Here is a 19751-nt window from a genome sequence, read left to right as displayed (position 1 = left end):
AAAAATATAACCTATTTCTAGGACAATCTAGAAATAGGTTTATTTTAGTTTTCTAATAGTTGTAATATTCTTTCTAAGTCGTCATCCGAATAAAATTCAATTTCTATTTTACCCTTATTACTATTTTTCGTAATAGAAACAGCAGTTCCAAATTTTTCCCTTAAATCAGATTCTTTCTCTACAGTAAAAATATCTTTTTTCTCTGTTTTTTTTGTTTCACGTGGAACATTTTCATTTAAACGCTGGACTAAAGCTTCTAGCTGACGAACATTTAAGTTTTCTTTAATTGTTTTTTCCATTATTAAAGAAATGTTTTTCTTCTTTTTTAAACCTAATAATGCCTTACCATGACCCATCGTTAGTATTCCACTAGAAATAATATCTCTCACTTCAACTGGTAATGATAATAGTCTTATATGATTTGCAATGTGCGGTCTGCTTTTCCCAAGTCGAAACGCAAGCTGTTCTTGCGTTAAATTTAAGTTTTCTATTAAGCTTTGATACGCTTCTGCTTCTTCTATAGCTGTTAAGTCTTCACGTTGTAAGTTTTCTAAAATAGCCAGCTCCATCATTTGCTGGTCAGTTAGTTCACGAATAACAGCAGGAATACTGTCTAAACCAGCTAATTCTGATGCACGAAATCTTCTTTCTCCAACAACTATTTCGTATTTTGATCCTTTTTTCCGAACAATTATTGGTTGTAAAACCCCATGTTCTTTAATTGACTCAGAAAGGTCCGTCAAAGCATCTTCATCAAATATTTTTCGTGGTTGAAATGGATTTGGTTTTAATGTAACTAAAGTTAGTTGTTCAACCTGCTCTGCTTTTTCTAAATCTTCTCCTGGAAAAAGTGCATTGATTCCTTTACCTAAACCTTTAGCCATTACGAATCACTTCCTTCGCTAAATCTAAGTATACTTCTGCCCCTCTTGACTTTGGATCATAAATAATAATTGGTTCTCCATGACTTGGTGCCTCACTTAGACGAACGTTTCTAGGTATAATTGTTTTGTATACTTTATCTTGGAAATACTTTTTCACTTCTTCTATTACTTGAATTCCTAGATTTGTACGAGCATCGAACATCGTTAATAAAACGCCGTCAATTTCTAAGTTTTTGTTTAAATGTTTTTGTACAAGTCGAATCGTACTTAAAAGCTGGCTCAAGCCTTCTAAAGCATAAAATTCACACTGTACTGGAATTATAATTGCATCTGCTGCTGTTAGTGAATTAATTGTAAGTAATCCAAGGGATGGGGGGCAATCGATGATAATATAATCATAGTCACCTTTTACTTCCTGTAGCGCCTTTTTTAATCGAACTTCTCTAGAAATTGTAGAAACTAATTCAATCTCTGCTCCTGCTAATGAAATAGTTGCAGGTACTATATGTAAATTTTCAACTTTTGTTTCTAAAATTGTTTCTACTACTGCTACATCATCTATTAATACATCGTATATACATTGATTTACATCACCTTTATTTACTCCCACACCACTTGAAGCATTTCCTTGTGGATCTATATCGACAAGCAATACCTTCTTACCTAAGTAAGCAAGGCAGGCACTCAGGTTAACAGATGTAGTTGTTTTTCCTACTCCACCTTTTTGGTTAGCAATTGCAACAATTCTTCCCACACTTGCACCTACTTTCATCAACTTTTACTTAACTATACTCCATTCTATCAAATTTTTATATAATTTTGGGTATTATTCATGTGACAAAAGAAAAACTCTCACTAAATAGTGAGAGTTTAAATAGAAATATATATATATAATTACTTCTTTTTAGGTATTATTACTGTAATTTGATAGAAGTCTTCTGTATCTTCTTCTTCTGTTTTTATGTTTATTCCACTTTTAGTTACCATCGACAAAGAATGTTTAATCGTATTCAGCGCTATTCGTACATCTTTACTAATAGCCTTTCGTTTAGGCTTAGCGGTTTTCTTATCTTCTTTGATAGGAGGATTAAGAAACTCTTCTACTTTTTCTTCTAATTGTTTTACGTTCCAATGATTTTCAATACTCATCTGCATTAATTTTAATTGATGTTCTTTTTCTTTAATTTGCATTAAAGCTCTTGCATGTCTTTCAGATAGCTCTCTTTTCATAATAGCTTCTTGCACTTCTTCTGGTAGTTTCAGCAATCTCAGTTTATTTGCTACTGTAGATTGTCCTTTTCCAAGTCGTTGTGCTAAAGCTTCTTGTGTTAATTCATGTAATTTTAATAGCTTTTGATAAGCAACAGCTTCTTCTATCGCCGTTAATTCTTCACGTTGCAAGTTTTCAATCAACGCAACTGATGCAGTTTCCTTATCACTTAAATTACGAATAATTGCTGGAACTTCAGCCCACTTCAGCTTCGACATTGCTCTAAATCTACGTTCACCAGCGATTATTTCGTACTTTCCATCTTCTATTTTACGAATTACAATAGGTTGAATAACACCATGTGTATGGATTGTTCTTGCTAATTCTTCTATTTTTTCATCATCAAAAACAGTTCTTGGTTGATACTTATTTGGAACTATTTGATTGATTGCCACATTTACTACTTCTTCTAAATGAGATTGCGTAGTCGCCACAACCTCATCTTGCCCTTGCTTTTCCGAACTACCAAAAAAACGTGAAAAAGGACTTTTCATCTAACAAGCACCACCTTTTAGAAACTCTGTAAACTAAATATTCACGATAAAAATTACAATACTATAAATGTTTCACGTGGAACGTTCCTCATTAAATAATAGGTGTTTTGTTTGGAATACCTGGTTTTCGAGGGTATCTTTTCGGAGTGCTTTTTGTTTTAGAAAAGACATATAACGTTCTTTCACTGTTTTCTATTGGTAAAAGAAAAGAATATTCTGCACTTTTTTCTGATCCCAGTACTTGAAGTGCTTTCTTTGCATCTTTCAACTCATCAGAAGCACTAGCTGCTTTCATCGCTATAAAATTCCCACCCACTTTTACAAGCGGGATACATAGTTCCGATAATACTGATAGTCTTGCTACAGCTCTCGCAGTGACAATATCAAATTTTTCGCGATACTCATTATTTTGTCCAAACTCTTCTGCTCTTGCATGTACAAAATGAACATTTGTTAATTCTAACTCTTTACTTAAGTGAGTTAGAAATTGGATTCGTTTGTTTAATGAGTCGACAATTGTAACTTTTAAATCAGGGAAACAAATCTTTAAAGGAATACTTGGGAAACCAGCTCCCGCTCCTACATCACATACTGAAAATGAGTCTGTGAAGTTTTCATAGAAAGAAGCACTTATGGAATCAAAAAAATGCTTCAAGTAAACAGAAGGTTCATCTGTAATTGCTGTTAAATTCATCTTTTCGTTCCATTCAACAAGTAGCTCAAAGTATCTTCTAAACTGCTGAGTTTGTTTTGTAGTTAATTCAATTCCTTTTTCATGAAGGGCTTGAATGAATTGTTCTTCGTTCATGTAGTTCTCCTTGTCATTTTAGACTATCCAGTAATTTTCGCAATTTTTCCTTGTTCAATATATATAAGTAAAATTGAAATATCTGCTGGATTTACTCCTGAAATTCTTGACGCTTGTGCAATAGATAGTGGTCGTACTTGCATTAACTTCTGTTTAGCTTCCGTTGCTAAACCAGATATAGCATCATAGTTAATTTGATCAGGAATTTTTTTGTCTTCCATTTTTTTAAGTTTTTCTACTTGCTGAAGAGATTTTTCAATATACCCTTCATACTTTACTTGTATTTCTACTTGTTCTTTTTCTTCAAAAGTTAACTCCACTTCTGAAGGAACTAATTGTGCAACTAACTCATAGTTCATTTCCGTACGTTTAAGTAAATCTGCTGCACGAATACCATCTTTTAATTCACTGCCTTCTACATCTCTAATTAATTGTTGAGTTACCTCATTTGGTTTAATCATTAATGTACGAAGTCGAGCTAATTCATCTTCAATACGCTGCTTTTTACCTAAGAATTTTTCATAACGATCTTGAGGAACAAGGCCAATTTCATGACCTATTTCAAGAAGCCTTAAATCAGCATTATCATGACGTAATAATAAACGATATTCTGCACGTGATGTCAATAATCGGTAAGGTTCGTTTGTCCCTTTCGTTACTAAATCATCAATTAAGACACCAATATATGCATCTGATCTACTTAATACTTTTTCTTCTTTTTTAAACACTCGAAGTGCTGCGTTAATGCCAGCCATCAATCCTTGGCCAGCTGCCTCCTCATAACCAGAAGTCCCGTTAATTTGCCCAGCAGTATAAAGGTTTTTGATTTTTTTTGTTTCAAGCGTTGGCCATAGTTGCGTTGGAACCATAGCGTCATATTCGATAGCATAGCCAGCACGCATCATTTCTGCATGTTCAAGACCTGGTACAGAAGCTATCAATCTACGTTGAACATGCTCTGGAAGGCTCGTTGATAACCCTTGAACATATACTTCACGTGTATTTCTTCCTTCTGGTTCTAAGAAAATCTGATGGCGCGGTTTATCGCTAAAACGAACTACTTTATCTTCTATAGACGGACAGTACCTTGGACCAGTACCTTTAATCATCCCTGAGTACATAGGAGATAAATGTAGATTTTCATTAATAATTTGGTGAGTCATTTCACTTGTATATGTTAACCAACAAGGTAATTGATCCATAATGAATTCAGTTGTTTCAAAACTGAAAGCTCTTGGTACATCGTCCCCTGGTTGAATTTCAGTTTTACTATAATCAATTGTTTTACTATTTACACGAGGTGGAGTTCCAGTTTTAAAACGAACTAAATCAAAGCCTAAATCACGAATATTATCCGCCAACTTAATGGATGGCTGCTGATTATTTGGACCACTAGAATATTTCAAATCTCCAATTATTATTTCCCCACGTAAAAAAGTTCCTGTAGTAATAACAACTGTTTCCGCACGATAAATAGCTCCAACTTGTGTTACTAACCCAATAACTTCTTCATTTTCTACAAGTAATTCCTCTACTACAGCTTGATGAACGGTTAAATTATCTTGTTCTTCAAGAAGTTTTTTCATCTCATTTTGATATAAAACCTTATCTGCTTGTGCGCGAAGTGCTCGAACAGCAGGACCTTTCCCTGTGTTCAACATTCTCATTTGAATATGTGTTTTATCTATTACTTTCCCCATGGCCCCGCCTAGTGCGTCAATTTCACGCACAACAATTCCTTTTGCTGGTCCTCCGATGGATGGATTACATGGCATAAATGCAATCATATCAAGATTAATTGTTAAAACTAGGGTTTTTGCACCCATTTTAGCAGCCGCTAGTGCCGCTTCAACACCTGCATGCCCTGCTCCAACAACAATCACATCGAACTTGCCTGCTTCAAATTTTGGCATGTTCGTTTCTTCCCTTCATATATTATTTTCCTAAACAAAACTGTGCAAATAACTGGTCGATTAGGCTTTCTTCTACGGTATCTCCGATTATTTCACCTAATATTTCCCAAGTTCGTGTCACATCTATTTGAATCATATCCACAGGAACATCACTATGGGCTGCTTCTAAAGCATCAATAATCGTTGCTTTAGCTAAATGCAATAATGAAATATGTCGTGCATTTGAAACATACGTTAAATCAGAGGATTCAATAGAACCTTCAAAGAATAGAGAAGCAATAGCTTCCTCTAATTCATCAATACCTTCTTCTCTCAATAACGAAGTTGTAACGACATGTCTAGTTCCTGCCGCTTGTTTTACTTTATCTATATCAATTTGAGCTGGCAAATCAGTTTTATTGATAATAACAATAAAGTCCATACCTTCAATTGCCTCAAATAATCTAACGTCTTCTTCTGAGAATTGCTCCGCATTATTCAAAACAAGTAAAATAAGATCTGCTTCTTTTAACACCTGGCGAGACTTCTCTACCCCAATTCGTTCTACTATATCTTCCGTTTCACGAATTCCAGCTGTATCTACTAATTTTAACGGAACTCCTCGAACATTTACATACTCTTCTATAATATCTCTAGTTGTTCCAGCAATTTCCGTCACAATTGCTTTGTTTTCTTGGATTAAGCTGTTAAGTAAAGAAGATTTCCCTACATTTGGTCTTCCTATAATAACAGTTGCAAGACCTTCGCGGAGAATTTTCCCTTGCGATGACGTAAGTAATAATTTATCTATTTCTTCTTTCACCCACGTGCATTTATCAATCATAAGTGGAAGCGTCATTTCTTCTACATCATCATATTCTGGATAATCAATATTCACTTCCACTTGTGCTAATGTTTCTAGTAGTGCTTGCCTTAATGTTTTAATAAGTCTAGATAACCGCCCATCCATTTGCCCTAAAGCAACATTCATCGCTTTATCTGTTTTTGCTCTTATTAAATCCATTACAGCTTCAGCCTGTGATAAATCGATTCTACCATTTAAAAATGCACGTTTTGTAAACTCACCTGGTTCTGCAAGACGAGCGCCATTGATTAAAATAAGTTGTAAGACACGATTGACTGACACAATCCCACCATGGCAGTTAATCTCTACAACATCTTCTCTAGTAAATGTTTTTGGACCCTTCATTAAGGATAACATTACTTCTTCTACTGTTTCACTTGTTTTTGGATCTACCAAATGTCCATAGTGAATCGTATGGGATGCTTGATCCAATAAATCTTTTCCGTTTGGTGATTGAAAAATTTTATTTGCAATAGAAATTGCAGTCGGACCGCTAAGCCTTACTATTGCGATAGCTCCTTCTCCAAGTGGAGTTGAAATTGCAGCTATTGTATCGAATTCCACTAGTGTCCACCTCCTTACAAATCTATACTTATCCACATGTGAATAAGTATAACGAACATGACTATCTAACATATAACAATAACACAAATTCATCTAAATCAGAAGTAATGATACTTTTCTTACTTGTGAAAAACTTATCCACATAAAAACGGATTCTAGCTAAAAAACAGCTAAAATCCGTTGATAATTATTTTATTGGTTCAATAACCAAGTAACGATTTGGATCTGTTCCAACTGAATAAGTTTCAATATCTAATCTAGTTGATAATGCATTATGAATTATTTTTCTTTCATAAGATGACATTGGCTCAAGTTTTTCTTTTTTTCCTGTACTTACAACTTTATCAGCCATACGATCAGCTAACTGTTCCAGAGTTTCTTGTCGACGTTCTCTGTAATTTCCAACATCTACTTTAATAATCATAAACGAATTAGAAAACTTATTTGCGACAAGTTGAGTCAAATTTTCCAATGCATTTAATGTTTGACCACGTTTTCCTATTAACAAAGCAGCTTTTTTACTATCTAAATGAAGATGAATAAATTTACCTTCTCGTCTTTGATTGATTGTTAAATCATCTATATTCATCTCTTTAGCTATTTTGTGAATATATTTGGTAGCTTCTTCAATTGCATGATCGTTCGTGCCTTCTGTGTACACTATTTCTCCGATATTGACTATATTACTTGGGTTTTCTTCTAAAACTTTAGGAACTTCCGTTATTTCTACTTCTTTTTCTATCGTTACTTCCTCTATTACCTCTTCATTTTCTAAAACAGTTACTTCAACAACTGCAGGCTTTGCTCCAAATCCGAAAAAACCCTTTTTACCTTCATCTACTATTATAATCGACACTTCTTGTCTTGTTACTCCAAGCTTTTCTAGTGCAACATTTATAGCTTCTTCTTTTGTAGGTGCAGTTTGCGTAATCTGATTCATTTTTTTGCCCCTCCCGATTTAACAGGCTCAGTTTTTGTTTTCTTCCAAGGTTTATAGATGAATAAGTTTTGAAGAATAGAAATAATATTTCCGATAACCCAATACAATGTTAATGCTGCTGGTAAAACGATACCAAATCCCATGATCATAAATGGCATAATATACATCATTATCTTCATTTGAGGATTGTCCATTGCTGGACCAGTACGTAAAACGATCAATTGCATCAATCCTGCAAGTACTGCAAGAATAATACTAGGTTCTGCTAATGCAAAGCCTAAGAAACTTCCTAAATTGATCTCCGGTGTATTATTCATTCGACTAATTGCATGATAGAAACCGATTAAAATCGGCATTTGAATAAATACAGGTAAACAGCCAGCTGCTGGATTAACACCTTTTTCTTTAAACAAAGCCATCATTTCTTGTTGATACTTTTGTTGCGTTACCGCATCTTTTGAACTGTACTTCTCTTTAAGTTTTAGTAATTCAGGTTGCACTTCTTGCATATTTTTAGAACTTTTCGTTTGTTTAATCATTAATGGTAGTATTGCTAAACGTATAATAATAGTTACCGTAATGATACCTAAACCATACGTACCTAATACACCTTTAAAAAAGGTAATAGCTGAAACCAATGGCCAAACAATATATTTATTCCAAAAACCTTCGGAATCTGAATAAATTGGCTCATTGAATTCGGAACAACCTGCTAAAAAAGCGGTTACAACTACTAGTAAAAATACTAAATATAATCTTTTCTTCAACCTTCTTCCCCCTATTAATGCTTAAATATATAGTCATTCTATATTACCACTCAAAAGAAAGTCTTCACTAGCTTTTCTTTTTTATAACCTTTGCCACTTTTAATACATGTTCAAGACTTTTCTTTGTTTCATGAAAGTCTAATTTGGCCGCCGGATTTCTGGCGATAATAATATAGTCCATATTTTTAAATACTTGATCATTTATCTCTAAGAAGGTTTGGCGAATATACCTTTTTATACGGTTTCGGACTACTGCGTTACCTACTTTTTTACTTACAGATAAACCAACCCGATAATCATCTTGATCTTTTTCTAGGCAATATACAACGAACTGTCTATTAGCGAATGATTTCCCTCGTTTAAAAATTGCCTGAAACTCTGCATCTTTTTTCACCCGTTGTCTCTTGTTCATCTGTTCACCTGCTCTAACTAATCGTTTTAAAAGAAAAAAAGACCACTGAAATGTTCAGTGGACTTATGCTGATAATACTTTTCTTCCTTTTGCACGACGCGCTGCAATAACGCGGCGACCGTTTTTAGTACTCATACGTGCACGGAATCCGTGATTTTTGGCACGTTTACGGCTATTTGGTTGGAATGTACGTTTCATCTATATGACACCTCCTGAGTGATCATCTTAAATTCTACTTTAGACAGTCTACGATATTATATATAAGAAGGACACCATTTGTCAATTTTTTTTTAAGCAACAATATTAGCAGCTAATCAATGTTATCCACAATCCATATTTCCTTCTCTGCAAAACTGTTAATAAAGAAATTCACGAAAAAAATTATCCACATAGCTTATTAACATGTTCTAAACATATTAATAGGTTGTGGACAACTTACTTTGTTAATAACTCTTTTTATGTGGATAAGCCTCAAAACTCTTGTAATCTCCTCGCTTTTTTGATACGATATCTGTGTTTTACTCTTTCTGAGAAAATTTAAAGAAAAACCTTATCCACAGTTGTTGATAATCTGTGGATAAGATTTTCCACATACGTTTATAATATTTATCCACAGGTAGTGGATTTGTGTATATCTTGAATTTATACATATTTTATAATCATAAATATAAAGGAGATTAGATAATTGGAACATTTAGAAGAACTTTGGACTAAAGTTCTCTCTGAAGTAGAAAAGAAGACATCTAAACCTAGTTTTGAAACTTGGTTAAAGTCAACCCGACTGCTTTCATATAAAGGAGAAACCGTAACCATCGCTGCTCCCAATTCCTTTGCAAGGGACTGGCTTGAAAATCATTATATTCATTTAATTGCTGGCATTTTAACTGAACTAACTGGCAATGAATTACTAATTTCTTTTGTCGTACCGAAAAATCAAGATATGGATGATTTTGAAATTCCCAAACCTAAAGTTTTAGTAAATCAAGGAGATCAACCTGATTTTTCTCCGGGAATGTTAAATTCTAAATACACATTTGATACTTTCGTTATTGGATCTGGAAACCGCTTTGCTCACGCTGCATCGCTAGCTGTAGCAGAAGCACCGGCAAAAGCATACAATCCTCTTTTTATATATGGGGGAGTAGGATTAGGAAAAACCCACTTAATGCATGCAATTGGTCACTATGTACAAGAACATAACCCAAATGCCAAAGTGGTTTATTTATCTTCTGAAAAATTCACAAATGAATTCATTAACTCTATTCGTGATAATAAAACAATCGAATTTCGCAATAAATACCGAAATATTGATGTGTTATTAATAGATGATATTCAATTCCTTGCTGGAAAAGAATCAACGCAAGAAGAATTTTTTCACACATTCAATGCTTTACATGAAGAATCGAAGCAAATTGTCATTTCAAGTGACCGTCCTCCTAAGGAAATTCCTACACTTGAGGATCGTTTACGTTCACGGTTTGAATGGGGACTAATAACAGATATTGCCCCTCCTGATCTAGAAACAAGAATTGCAATTTTACGTAAAAAAGCAAGAGCAGATGGCCTAGATATTTCTGATGATGTAATGGCCTATATTGCAAATCAAATCGATTCAAATATTCGAGAACTAGAGGGCGCTCTTATAAGAGTTGTTGCTTATTCTTCTCTTGTTAATAAAGACGTAAATGCTGATCTAGCAGCAGAAGCTCTTAAAGATATTTTGCCTAATGTAAGACCAAGAATTATCACTATACTTGATATTCATAAAGTCGTTGGAGAGTATTTTCATATAAAATTAGAAGATTTTACTGCGAAAAAACGAACTAAGTCTATTGCTTTTCCAAGGCAGATTGCAATGTATCTTTCACGAGAGTTAACAGACTTTTCTTTACCTAAAATAGGTGAGGAGTTTGGCGGAAGAGATCATACAACAGTTATTCATGCACATGAGAAAATTTCTAGAATGTTAAAAGAAGATGCTAATTTACAAGATGATGTTAAACAAATAAAATCGATACTTGGGAGATAAGTTGAAATGTGGATAAGTAATAAAGTTCCCATAAAACTTATGCACAACTTATAAACATGTGGATAGTTGAGAATAAACAAGCTAAACATACTTATCAACATATCCACAAGCCCTATTACTATATCTATTAATCTTTTAAATAAATAATAACTATATAAGCGAGGTACAAAAATGAAATTCGATGTAATGAGAGATAGTTTACTTGATGGATTAAACGATGTAATGAAAGCAGTAAGTTCAAAAACAACAGTTCCTATTTTAACTGGATTGAAACTGGAAGTTACTGAAAAAGGATTATATATTACAGGTAGTGATTCTGATATTACTATTCAAACATTTATACCTACTGAAAAAAATGGAGAACAAATAATTCAAATAGTTGAAACTGGTTCAATCGTTTTACAAGCTAGAGTATTTAATGAAATTGTTCGTAAACTGCCTACAAATGACGTAGAAATAGAAGTTACCAACCAATTTCAAACTCATATTCGATCAGGTAAATCTGAATTTAGTCTTATTGGATTAGATGCATCTGAATATCCATTACTTCCACAAATCGAAGAAGATCGACAATTCATCATGCCTTCTGATTTATTAAAATCGATTATTAAAGAAACTGTATTTGCTGTATCAACATCAGAAAGTCGTCCTGTATTAACGGGTGTTAATTGGCAAGTAAAAGATGGAGAATTACATTGCGTTGCAACTGATAGTCACCGTCTAGCCAAAAGAAAAACAGCATTGAAGGATTTACCAGAAGAAGAATATAGCGTAGTAATTCCAGGGAAAAGCTTGAATGATTTAAATAAAATTTTAGAAGAAACTTCTTCAGAAGTTGCGATTGTTATGACACAACAACAAATTTTATTTAAAACTGGAGATGTATTATTCTATTCAAGACTTTTAGAAGGTAACTATCCTGACACATCTCGTTTAATACCGAACGAATATAAAACAACCATTTTAGTAAATGGAAAATCACTTCTACAAGCTATTGATCGTGCGTCATTACTTGCAAGAGAAGAAAGAAATAATGTAGTTCGTTTTTCAACAATTGATCAAAGTTTCGTCGAGGTTTCTTCTAATTCACCGGAAATTGGAAATGTAGAAGAACAAATTCAAGCAGAGTCGATCGATGGGGAACAATTAAAAATTTCATTCAGTGCCAAATACATGATGGATGCTTTAAAAGCAATTGATGGACAAGATGTGAAGATTTTATTTTCAGGTGCAATGAGACCATTTGTACTGAAATCAGTTCATGATGATTCCATTTTGCAGCTTATTTTACCAGTCAGAACATATTAAGAAATTCGGAGATAGTCACTTTTGTGACTATCTTTTTTACTTATCTCGTTAATTGGAGTAAAATGAAAGGATAATGAAAACGAGAAGAGGTAGGATTATTTTTGGAACAGATTCGAATTGATACAGAATTTATAACACTTGGTCAGTTATTGAAAATGACAGATGCAATTGATTCAGGTGGAATGGCTAAATGGTTTTTAAGTGAACATCTTGTTTATGTAAATGGAGAAGTTGATCAAAGAAGAGGTCGCAAACTTCGCGATAAGGACATAGTGAATATTCCGGGTGTAGGGAAATTTCAATTGGTTGGATCAGAGAACGGGGATTAATTATGTACATCGAACGATTAGAATTAAAAGATTACCGTAATTATGATTCAATTCAATTGGATTTTTCCTCAAAAATAAACGTCTTTATTGGTGAAAATGCACAAGGTAAAACTAACTTAATGGAATCATTGTATGTTTTATCGATGGCAAAGTCTCATCGAACTACGAACGATAAAGAATTAATACGTTGGGAATCAGACTATGGTAAAATAAAAGGTGATATTCAAAAAAAGTACGGTCGTTTACCTTTGGAATTAGTTTTATCAAAAAAAGGAAAAAAAGCAAAAATTAATCATTTAGAACAAACCAAACTGAGCAATTATATTGGTCAATTTAATGTTGTTATGTTTGCACCAGAAGATTTGTACTTAGTAAAAGGTAGTCCACAAGTTAGAAGACGATTTCTAGACATGGAAATCGGTCAAATTTCCCCGGTTTATTTACATGATTTACTTCATTTCCAAAAGCTTTTAAAACAACGAAATAGTATTTTAAAACAGAATCAAAGTAAATCCTTTATAAAAGATGTCATGTTTGAAGTTTATACAGAACAATATATTGATGCTGCCGTAAAAGTGATATCAAAGAGATTTCAATTTATGGATTTATTACAAAGATGGGCAGAACCAATTCACTTTGGTATTTCTAGGGGCTTAGAAAAATTGACTGTATCCTATCACACTGCATCAGGTATAAAAGCTGATTGGACCGAAAATGAAATGAAGAACTTCCTAGAAATCAAACTGTTTGAAAATCAAAAAAGAGAGCTAGATCGAGGAGTAACTTTAATAGGTCCTCATAGAGATGATCTTCAGTTTTTCGTTAATGACTATGATGTTCAAACATATGGCTCACAAGGTCAGCAGCGAACAACTGCTTTATCATTAAAGCTTGCAGAAATTGAACTTATTAAAAAAGAAGTAGGGGAAACTCCTGTCTTATTGCTAGATGATGTTTTGTCTGAACTAGATGATTATAGGCAATCTCATTTATTAAATACAATTCAAGGCGAAGTTCAAACATTCGTTACTACGACAAGTGTAGATGGATTGGCACATGAAACGATGAAGCGTGCACAAATGTTTCATGTGGAACAAGGTGCAGTTAAAATTGATTAATAACTTTTAGTTAGTTTCAGTTAAAAATAAATTAGTAAAAATATTATAACTTCAAACTGATTTGTTAGAAGGCTGTCATGTAAAATAAAGTGTTATACATAAATAACAGTTTAGTTTTCCAGTATTGAAGTAATGAAAGAGTGGGTGAGCAAGTTGGCAATGGAAGAAAAAGAGCTAGAAACATCTTATGATGCTGATCAGATACAAGTACTAGAAGGCTTAGAAGCGGTAAGAAAACGTCCAGGAATGTATATCGGTACTACCAGTTCAAAAGGACTTCACCATCTTGTTTGGGAAATTGTCGATAACAGTATTGATGAAGCATTAGCTGGCCATTGTGATCACATTATTGTTACGATCGAAAAGGACAATTGGATTCGAGTAGAAGATAACGGACGTGGTATCCCTGTAAGTAACCAAGAAAAAATGGGGAAACCTGCTGTTGAAGTCATCATGACCGTTCTACATGCCGGAGGTAAATTTGGCGGCGGCGGTTATAAAGTATCAGGTGGACTTCATGGTGTTGGTGCTTCTGTTGTAAATGCCCTTTCTGAGTTTACAGAAGTATATGTTAAACGTGATGGGAAAATTCATTGTATTAAGTTTGAACGTGGCGACGTTAGTACTCCTTTAGAGGTTATTGGTGACTCAGAAGAAACAGGAACAATGACTAGATTTAAAGCAGATGCAGAGATTTTTACAGAAACAACTATATATGAATTTGATATATTGGCGCATCGTGTACGTGAATTAGCTTATTTAAATCGTGGTTTATCTATTACAATTGCTGATGAGCGAGAAGATGAAAAATCCGTTACGTATTTTTACGAAGGCGGAGTAAAATCATACGTTGAAGACTTAAATAAATCCAAAGAACCAATCACAGAAGAAGCAATATTTGTAGAGGGAGAAAAAGATGGAATCTCTATAGAAATTGCTATGCAATATAACGCAGGATATGCTTCAAATATTTTATCGTTTGCAAATAATATTAATACTTATGAAGGTGGAACACATGAGTCAGGGTTTAAAACAGCACTTACTCGTGTGATAAATGACTATGCTCGTAAAAATGGGTTATTAAAAGAGGCGGATACGAATTTAACTGGAGACGACGTAAGAGAAGGTTTAACAGCAATCGTTTCTGTAAAACATCCGGATCCTCAATTTGAAGGACAGACAAAAACAAAGCTAGGTAACTCAGAAGTGAGTACTATTACTAATAGTTTGTTTTCGGAAGGCTTTGAGCGATTTTTGTTGGAAAATCCATCCATAGCTCGACAAGTAGTAGAAAAAGGGTTAATGGCAGCTCGTGCACGTGTTGCAGCTAAAAAAGCACGTGAATTTACACGTAGAAAGTCAGCACTTGAAGTTTCTAGCCTACCAGGGAAACTATCTGATTGTTCTTCACGAGTCCCGGCAGAAAGTGAACTATATATTGTTGAAGGTGACTCAGCTGGTGGATCTGCTAAATCTGGTCGTGATCGTCACTACCAAGCAATTCTTCCTTTGCGTGGAAAAATCTTGAATGTGGAAAAAGCACGTTTAGATAGAATTTTAGGAAATGCAGAAATTCGTATGATGATAACGGCACTTGGTACCGGTATTGGAGAAGAGTTTTCATTAGAAAAGGCCCGTTACCATAAAGTTATTATTATGACGGATGCAGATGTCGACGGTGCACATATTCGAACTTTACTACTGACATTTTTCTTCCGTTTTATGCGACCATTAATTGAAGCTGGCTATATTTATGCAGCACAGCCACCATTATATCAAGTGAAACAAGGGAGACATGTTGAATATTGTTATAATGATGAACAGCTAAAAGAAATTATGGCTCGTTTATCTAGCACTCCAAAACCAAATATTCAACGATATAAAGGGTTAGGAGAAATGGATGCTACACAACTGTGGGAAACAACAATGGATCCGGAACATCGTACTCTCCTTCAAATAAACCTTGATAATGCAATGGAAGCAGATGCAATATTTGAACAGCTAATGGGCGAAGAAGTAGAACCACGTCGTCAATTTATCGAAGAAAATGCTGTGTACGTGAAAAATCTAGATATATAAGAATGTGTGTGACTGGAGGTCTTTAGGATGTCAGAAATACCGAATAAAGGTGTCAAAGGGATCAATATTAGTCAGGAAATGAAAACTTCCTTTCTAGACTACGCCATGAGCGTAATTGTATCTCGTGCGTTACCAGACGTTCGTGACGGGCTAAAGCCTGTGCATCGTCGAATTTTATACGGAATGCAAGAGTTAGGAAATACACCAGATAAACCTCATAAAAAATCAGCTCGTATTGTTGGGGATGTAATGGGGAAGTATCACCCACATGGTGACTCATCTATTTATGAAGCAATGGTACGTATGGCGCAAGATTTTAGTTATCGTTACATGTTAGTAGATGGCCATGGTAACTTTGGATCTGTCGATGGTGACGGAGCAGCTGCGATGCGTTATACAGAATCTCGTATGTCTAAAATTGCGTTAGAGATGTTGCGTGATATTAATAAAAATACGATAGATTATAAAGATAACTATGACGGGCAGGAAAGAGAACCAGTTGTTTTACCTAGTAGATATCCTAATTTACTTGCAAATGGTGCTTCCGGAATTGCGGTTGGAATGGCAACAAACATTCCTTCGCATAACTTAGGAGAAATAATAGATGGAGTTTTAGCATTATCAGAAAACCCTGCTATTACCATAGAGGAATTAATGGAGATTATTCCAGGTCCTGATTTTCCTACTGGAGGAATTATTTTAGGGCGTAGTGGTATTCGCCGCGGATTCGAAACAGGTAGAGGTTCTATTTTAATTCGTGCAAAAGTCGAAATTGAACAAAAAGCAAGTGGCAAAGAAGTAATCATTGTTAGAGAGTTACCTTATCAAGTAAATAAAGCGCGTCTAATAGAGAAAATTGCAGAATTAGTCCGTGATAAGAAAATAGATGGTATTACACACTTAGCGGATGAATCCGATCGTACTGGTATGCGTATCGTAATTGAAGTACGTAAAGATGCAAACTCGCATGTTTTATTAAATAATTTATACAAACAAACGGCATTGCAAACAAGCTTTGGTGTAAACATGCTTGCACTTGTGGACAATCAACCAAAAGTCTTGAATATAAAAGAAATGCTTTATCATTACTTAGAACATCAAAAAGTAGTTATTCGTCGTCGTACCGAATTCGAGTTGAAAAAAGCTGAAGATAGAGCACATATTTTAGAAGGCTTGCGAATCGCCCTAGATCATATTGATGAAATTATCAAGTTAATTCGTTCTTCTCAAACGGGAGAAGAAGCGAAGAATGGCTTGATGGAAACATTTGATTTATCTGATCGTCAGGCACAAGCTATTCTAGATATGCGTTTACAACGATTAACTGGATTAGAACGAGATAAAATAGAAGAAGAGTACAATTCACTTATAGCGTTAATTGAAGAGCTTAAATTTATTTTAGAGAATGAGTTTAGAGTACTTGAAATTATAAGAGAAGAAATTTCTGAGATTAAAGCAAAATTTGCTGATAAACGTCGTACAGAAATCGTTTCAGGAGGAGCAGAGGTTTTAGAGGATGAAGATTTAATTCCTGTAGAAAATTCCGTGCTTACTCTAACAAACAAAGGATATATTAAACGTCTACCAGCAAATACGTATAAGAGTCAAAAACGTGGTGGCCGTGGTGTACAAGGAATGGGTACAAATGAAAATGATTTCGTAGAACATTTGTTGTTTACTTCGACACATGATACAATTCTTTTCTTTACCAATAAAGGGAAAGTATATCGTGCTAGAGGGTTTGAAATTCCAGAATACGGAAGAACCGCGAAAGGCTTACCTCTTATTAACTTGTTAGGCGTTGATAAGGATGAGCAAGTAACTGCAATGATTCCAATGGCTTCTTTTGAAGAAAATAATTACTTTATTTTTACAACTAAATACGGTGTTACAAAACGTACACCAGTTTCTGGATTTGCACATATTCGTGCGAACGGACTAATTGCTATTTCGTTACGTGAAGAAGATGAACTTATATCTGTTCGATTAACGGATGGAAGCAAGGACATAATTATTGGAACCCGTCAAGGTAAGCTTGTACGTTTCGAAGAAGAAGATATTCGTTCAATGGGTAGAACAGCAAGCGGTGTAAGAGGTATTCGCTTAAAAGATGATGACTATGTTGTAGGAATGGAAATCATCGAACCAGGACAAGAAATACTAGTTGTAACTGAAAATGGTTATGGAAAACGAACACCAGAATCAGAGTACCGTCTACAAAGTCGCGGTGGTATGGGTGTGAAAACTTGTCAAATCACAGACAAAAATGGTCCGCTTTCTGCAGTGAAAGCAGTCGATGGATCTGAGGACTTAATGTTAATTACGATAAATGGAATGCTTATCCGAATGGACGTCAACGATATTTCTGTTACTGGTAGAAGTACTCAAGGCGTTCGACTAATGAGATTGGCAGGAGACGAACTAATAGCAACAGTAGCAAAAGTTGAAAAAGAAGATGATGAAGTAATAGAAGAAGATTCAACGGATGAAAATGATTCATCATCATCAATAGAAGAAGAGTAAAAACTAAAGAAAAAGCACGTTTAAACAAGACCTTTTGTTTAAACGTGCTTTTTGCATATGCATTTATCTTATTTATTAGTATAATTAGGAAAATCACTGTTCAAAGGAAGGTGCTATATGGAACAAGCAGTAGAAAACTTAGACGAGTTAAAGTTGGGAAGTGTTGTTGCAGAAGACATCTTGGCTAATACCATGACTCCCATTATTCGAAAAGATACGAAAATAACAAGAGAACATATACAAGTACTACGTGCCTTTGAAATAAGTAAAGTCCCGGTTAAAATTGAAAACATTTTTAATAGAACAGAAGAAGAATTAAAGAAACTCAAAGAGGAAGAAGAAGCGATTGTATCCGTTAGCAAAGAGACATCTAAGCCGAAAAAAGTAAGTTTTGAAAGCTTATATATGGATTCTGTGAAAAAATACCATAAAGAATTTTCTTCATGGGAAGCAGGCGCAAAGGTAGATGTTACAAAACTGCGTAATATTATTATGCCATTAGTAGAAAGAGCACTGGAAGAGCCAAAAGTTTTCTCACAGTTGAATGAGTACTCTAACATAAGTAAGTATAATGCTCACCATTCTATAGCAGTTGGAATAATTTCAGGAGCAATTGCGAAAAAGATGGACTACCCTGCAGGACAAATTATTCAAATTGCAACTGCTGGATTACTTGCAGATTGTGGAATGGCAAAAGTTGATGTGAAAATTAGAGAGAAAAAGTCTTTCTTAACAGAAGCAGATTTCTCTGAAATTAAAAAACATCCAATGAATAGCTTCCAAATGATCAAAGATAGCCCATTAATAAAGCCAGAGATGAAACTTGCAGTATTTCAACATCATGAAAGATTAGATGGAAGTGGTTATCCTAAAGGTGAAAAAATGGATAAGATTTCTGTAGTGGCACAAATAATAGCTGTTTCAGATGTTTATCATGCAATGACGTCTGAACGAGTTTTCCGTACGAAGAGTTCATCTTTTAAAGTTTTAGAGATGATAAGAGAAGAGGAGTTCGGTAAGTACAATATTACAGTTGTAAATACATTACTTTCTTTAGTAGGAGAGTTACCTATTTCTACACGTGTTCTTTTATCGGATGAAAGTGAAGGAGAAGTAGTGTTCTTACATAGAGACTCTCCAGTGAGACCAATGATTCGATTAACAGAGAGTGGCCAAATCATAGATTTAGCAGCTAAAAGAGTTTTATATATTGAAAGCATATTGAATTAAACTTGTCTCTTTTCTACTCTTCAAATGGTAGAAAAGAGTTTTAATTTGTCTAGCTTCAGCGTTTAACTGCCTTGGCAGATATAGGTCATGAGGCTCTTCCTATCAAGTTTTAAAAAAGTGTTGACACTTATATTAAAACTTGATAATATAGAGAAGTCGCCAAAACAAAACGACAATTTATAACAACTGAACATTGAAAACTGAACATGCAAAACGTTAAGAAATATAGCTAGACAGAT

17 protein-coding genes are annotated in these 19751 nt (G+C 34.3%); 7 read left to right on the top strand and 10 right to left on the bottom strand.

The genetic code is table 11. The annotated features are described in order from the left end of the window. Positions 1-44: 44 nt before the first annotated feature. The 10 genes from RUH95_RS09910 to rpmH form a co-directional block, all read right to left on the bottom strand. The gene (locus RUH95_RS09910; RefSeq protein ID WP_313892708.1) at positions 45-884 is read right to left on the bottom strand and encodes a ParB/RepB/Spo0J family partition protein; all 840 of its coding nucleotides are present in this window, start codon (positions 882-884) and stop codon (positions 45-47) included. Continuing rightward, complete coding sequence (locus RUH95_RS09905) at positions 877-1638, bottom strand: ParA family protein (protein ID WP_313892707.1); 762 nt, start codon at positions 1636-1638, stop codon at positions 877-879. Before RUH95_RS09905 ends, RUH95_RS09910 begins: the two co-directional genes overlap by 8 nt. A gap of 140 nt (positions 1639-1778) precedes the next feature. Next, positions 1779-2648 carry a nucleoid occlusion protein gene (gene noc / locus RUH95_RS09900; RefSeq protein WP_313892706.1) on the bottom strand — a complete coding sequence of 290 codons (870 nt, stop codon included), beginning with the start codon at positions 2646-2648 and terminating at the stop codon, positions 1779-1781. Between the two features lie 91 nt (positions 2649-2739). Next, positions 2740-3456: a 16S rRNA (guanine(527)-N(7))-methyltransferase RsmG gene (rsmG, locus tag RUH95_RS09895; protein WP_313892705.1), complete on the bottom strand. Its 717-nt coding sequence runs from the start codon at positions 3454-3456 to the stop codon at positions 2740-2742. A gap of 23 nt (positions 3457-3479) precedes the next feature. Further along, positions 3480-5369 (bottom strand): tRNA uridine-5-carboxymethylaminomethyl(34) synthesis enzyme MnmG, encoded by a 1890-nt coding sequence (mnmG, locus tag RUH95_RS09890; RefSeq protein ID WP_313892704.1) that lies wholly within the window; start codon positions 5367-5369, stop codon positions 3480-3482. 22 nt (positions 5370-5391) lie between these two features. Then, the gene (gene mnmE, locus RUH95_RS09885) at positions 5392-6777 is read right to left on the bottom strand and encodes a tRNA uridine-5-carboxymethylaminomethyl(34) synthesis GTPase MnmE (RefSeq protein ID WP_313892703.1); all 1386 of its coding nucleotides are present in this window, start codon (positions 6775-6777) and stop codon (positions 5392-5394) included. A 187-nt stretch (positions 6778-6964) separates the two neighbouring features. Beyond that, positions 6965-7717 carry an RNA-binding cell elongation regulator Jag/EloR gene (gene jag, locus RUH95_RS09880; RefSeq protein ID WP_313892702.1) on the bottom strand — a complete coding sequence of 251 codons (753 nt, stop codon included), beginning with the start codon at positions 7715-7717 and terminating at the stop codon, positions 6965-6967. Further along, positions 7714-8484: a membrane protein insertase YidC gene (gene yidC, locus RUH95_RS09875; RefSeq protein WP_313892701.1), complete on the bottom strand. Its 771-nt coding sequence runs from the start codon at positions 8482-8484 to the stop codon at positions 7714-7716. Before yidC ends, jag begins: the two co-directional genes overlap by 4 nt. A 67-nt stretch (positions 8485-8551) precedes the next feature. Then, positions 8552-8896, bottom strand: coding sequence for a ribonuclease P protein component (rnpA, locus tag RUH95_RS09870; protein ID WP_313892700.1), 345 nt, complete (start codon positions 8894-8896; stop codon positions 8552-8554). A gap of 63 nt (positions 8897-8959) precedes the next feature. Then, a complete protein-coding gene (gene rpmH / locus RUH95_RS09865; protein ID WP_144540295.1) occupies positions 8960-9094 on the bottom strand; it encodes a 50S ribosomal protein L34 in 135 nt (44 codons plus the stop codon). A 487-nt stretch (positions 9095-9581) separates the two neighbouring features. Between rpmH and dnaA the strand changes: the two genes are divergently transcribed. The 7 genes from dnaA (at position 9582) to RUH95_RS09830 (ending at position 19512) form a co-directional block, all read left to right on the top strand. Beyond that, entirely contained in the window at positions 9582-10925 is a 1344-nt protein-coding gene (dnaA, locus tag RUH95_RS09860; protein WP_313892699.1) for a chromosomal replication initiator protein DnaA, read from the top strand. 171 nt (positions 10926-11096) lie between these two features. Continuing rightward, positions 11097-12233, top strand: a complete 1137-nt coding sequence (gene dnaN / locus RUH95_RS09855) for a DNA polymerase III subunit beta (RefSeq protein ID WP_313892698.1) — start codon at positions 11097-11099, stop codon at positions 12231-12233. A 101-nt stretch (positions 12234-12334) separates the two neighbouring features. Next, positions 12335-12562 (top strand): S4 domain-containing protein YaaA, encoded by a 228-nt coding sequence (yaaA, locus tag RUH95_RS09850; RefSeq protein ID WP_313892697.1) that lies wholly within the window; start codon positions 12335-12337, stop codon positions 12560-12562. Positions 12563-12564: 2 nt separating this feature from the next. Beyond that, complete coding sequence (recF, locus tag RUH95_RS09845) at positions 12565-13680, top strand: DNA replication/repair protein RecF (RefSeq protein WP_313892696.1); 1116 nt, start codon at positions 12565-12567, stop codon at positions 13678-13680. 159 nt (positions 13681-13839) lie between these two features. Further along, positions 13840-15759, top strand: coding sequence for a DNA topoisomerase (ATP-hydrolyzing) subunit B (gyrB, locus tag RUH95_RS09840; RefSeq protein ID WP_313892887.1), 1920 nt, complete (start codon positions 13840-13842; stop codon positions 15757-15759). Positions 15760-15786: 27 nt separating this feature from the next. Next, the gene (gene gyrA / locus RUH95_RS09835) at positions 15787-18282 is read left to right on the top strand and encodes a DNA gyrase subunit A (protein ID WP_313892695.1); all 2496 of its coding nucleotides are present in this window, start codon (positions 15787-15789) and stop codon (positions 18280-18282) included. A gap of 117 nt (positions 18283-18399) precedes the next feature. Continuing rightward, positions 18400-19512: an HD-GYP domain-containing protein gene (locus RUH95_RS09830; protein ID WP_313892694.1), complete on the top strand. Its 1113-nt coding sequence runs from the start codon at positions 18400-18402 to the stop codon at positions 19510-19512. The last annotated feature ends 239 nt before the right edge of the window (positions 19513-19751 follow it).

The organism is Psychrobacillus sp., from assembly GCF_032154225.1.
In the GTDB taxonomy this organism is placed as follows: Bacteria; Bacillota; Bacilli; order Bacillales_A; family Planococcaceae; genus Psychrobacillus.
Note: the sequence above shows the minus strand (reverse complement) of the source record. Positions and strands in the feature narration are given on the sequence as shown.

Excerpts from the sequence above, each read along its gene's own strand:
- RUH95_RS09910 (WP_313892708.1), bottom strand. The coding sequence starts at position 884 with ATGGCTAAAGGTTTAGGTAAAGGAATCAATGCACTTTTTCCAGGAGAA.
- noc (WP_313892706.1), bottom strand. The coding sequence starts at position 2,648 with ATGAAAAGTCCTTTTTCACGTTTTTTTGGTAGTTCGGAAAAGCAAGGG.
- rsmG (WP_313892705.1), bottom strand. The coding sequence starts at position 3,456 with ATGAACGAAGAACAATTCATTCAAGCCCTTCATGAAAAAGGAATTGAA.
- mnmG (WP_313892704.1), bottom strand. The coding sequence starts at position 5,369 with ATGCCAAAATTTGAAGCAGGCAAGTTCGATGTGATTGTTGTTGGAGCA.
- jag (WP_313892702.1), bottom strand. The coding sequence starts at position 7,717 with ATGAATCAGATTACGCAAACTGCACCTACAAAAGAAGAAGCTATAAAT.
- rnpA (WP_313892700.1), bottom strand. The coding sequence starts at position 8,896 with ATGAACAAGAGACAACGGGTGAAAAAAGATGCAGAGTTTCAGGCAATT.
- rpmH (WP_144540295.1), bottom strand. The coding sequence starts at position 9,094 with ATGAAACGTACATTCCAACCAAATAGCCGTAAACGTGCCAAAAATCAC.
- dnaN (WP_313892698.1), top strand. The coding sequence starts at position 11,097 with ATGAAATTCGATGTAATGAGAGATAGTTTACTTGATGGATTAAACGAT.
- recF (WP_313892696.1), top strand. The coding sequence starts at position 12,565 with ATGTACATCGAACGATTAGAATTAAAAGATTACCGTAATTATGATTCA.
- gyrB (WP_313892887.1), top strand. The coding sequence starts at position 13,840 with ATGGAAGAAAAAGAGCTAGAAACATCTTATGATGCTGATCAGATACAA.
- gyrA (WP_313892695.1), top strand. The coding sequence starts at position 15,787 with ATGTCAGAAATACCGAATAAAGGTGTCAAAGGGATCAATATTAGTCAG.
- RUH95_RS09830 (WP_313892694.1), top strand. The coding sequence starts at position 18,400 with ATGGAACAAGCAGTAGAAAACTTAGACGAGTTAAAGTTGGGAAGTGTT.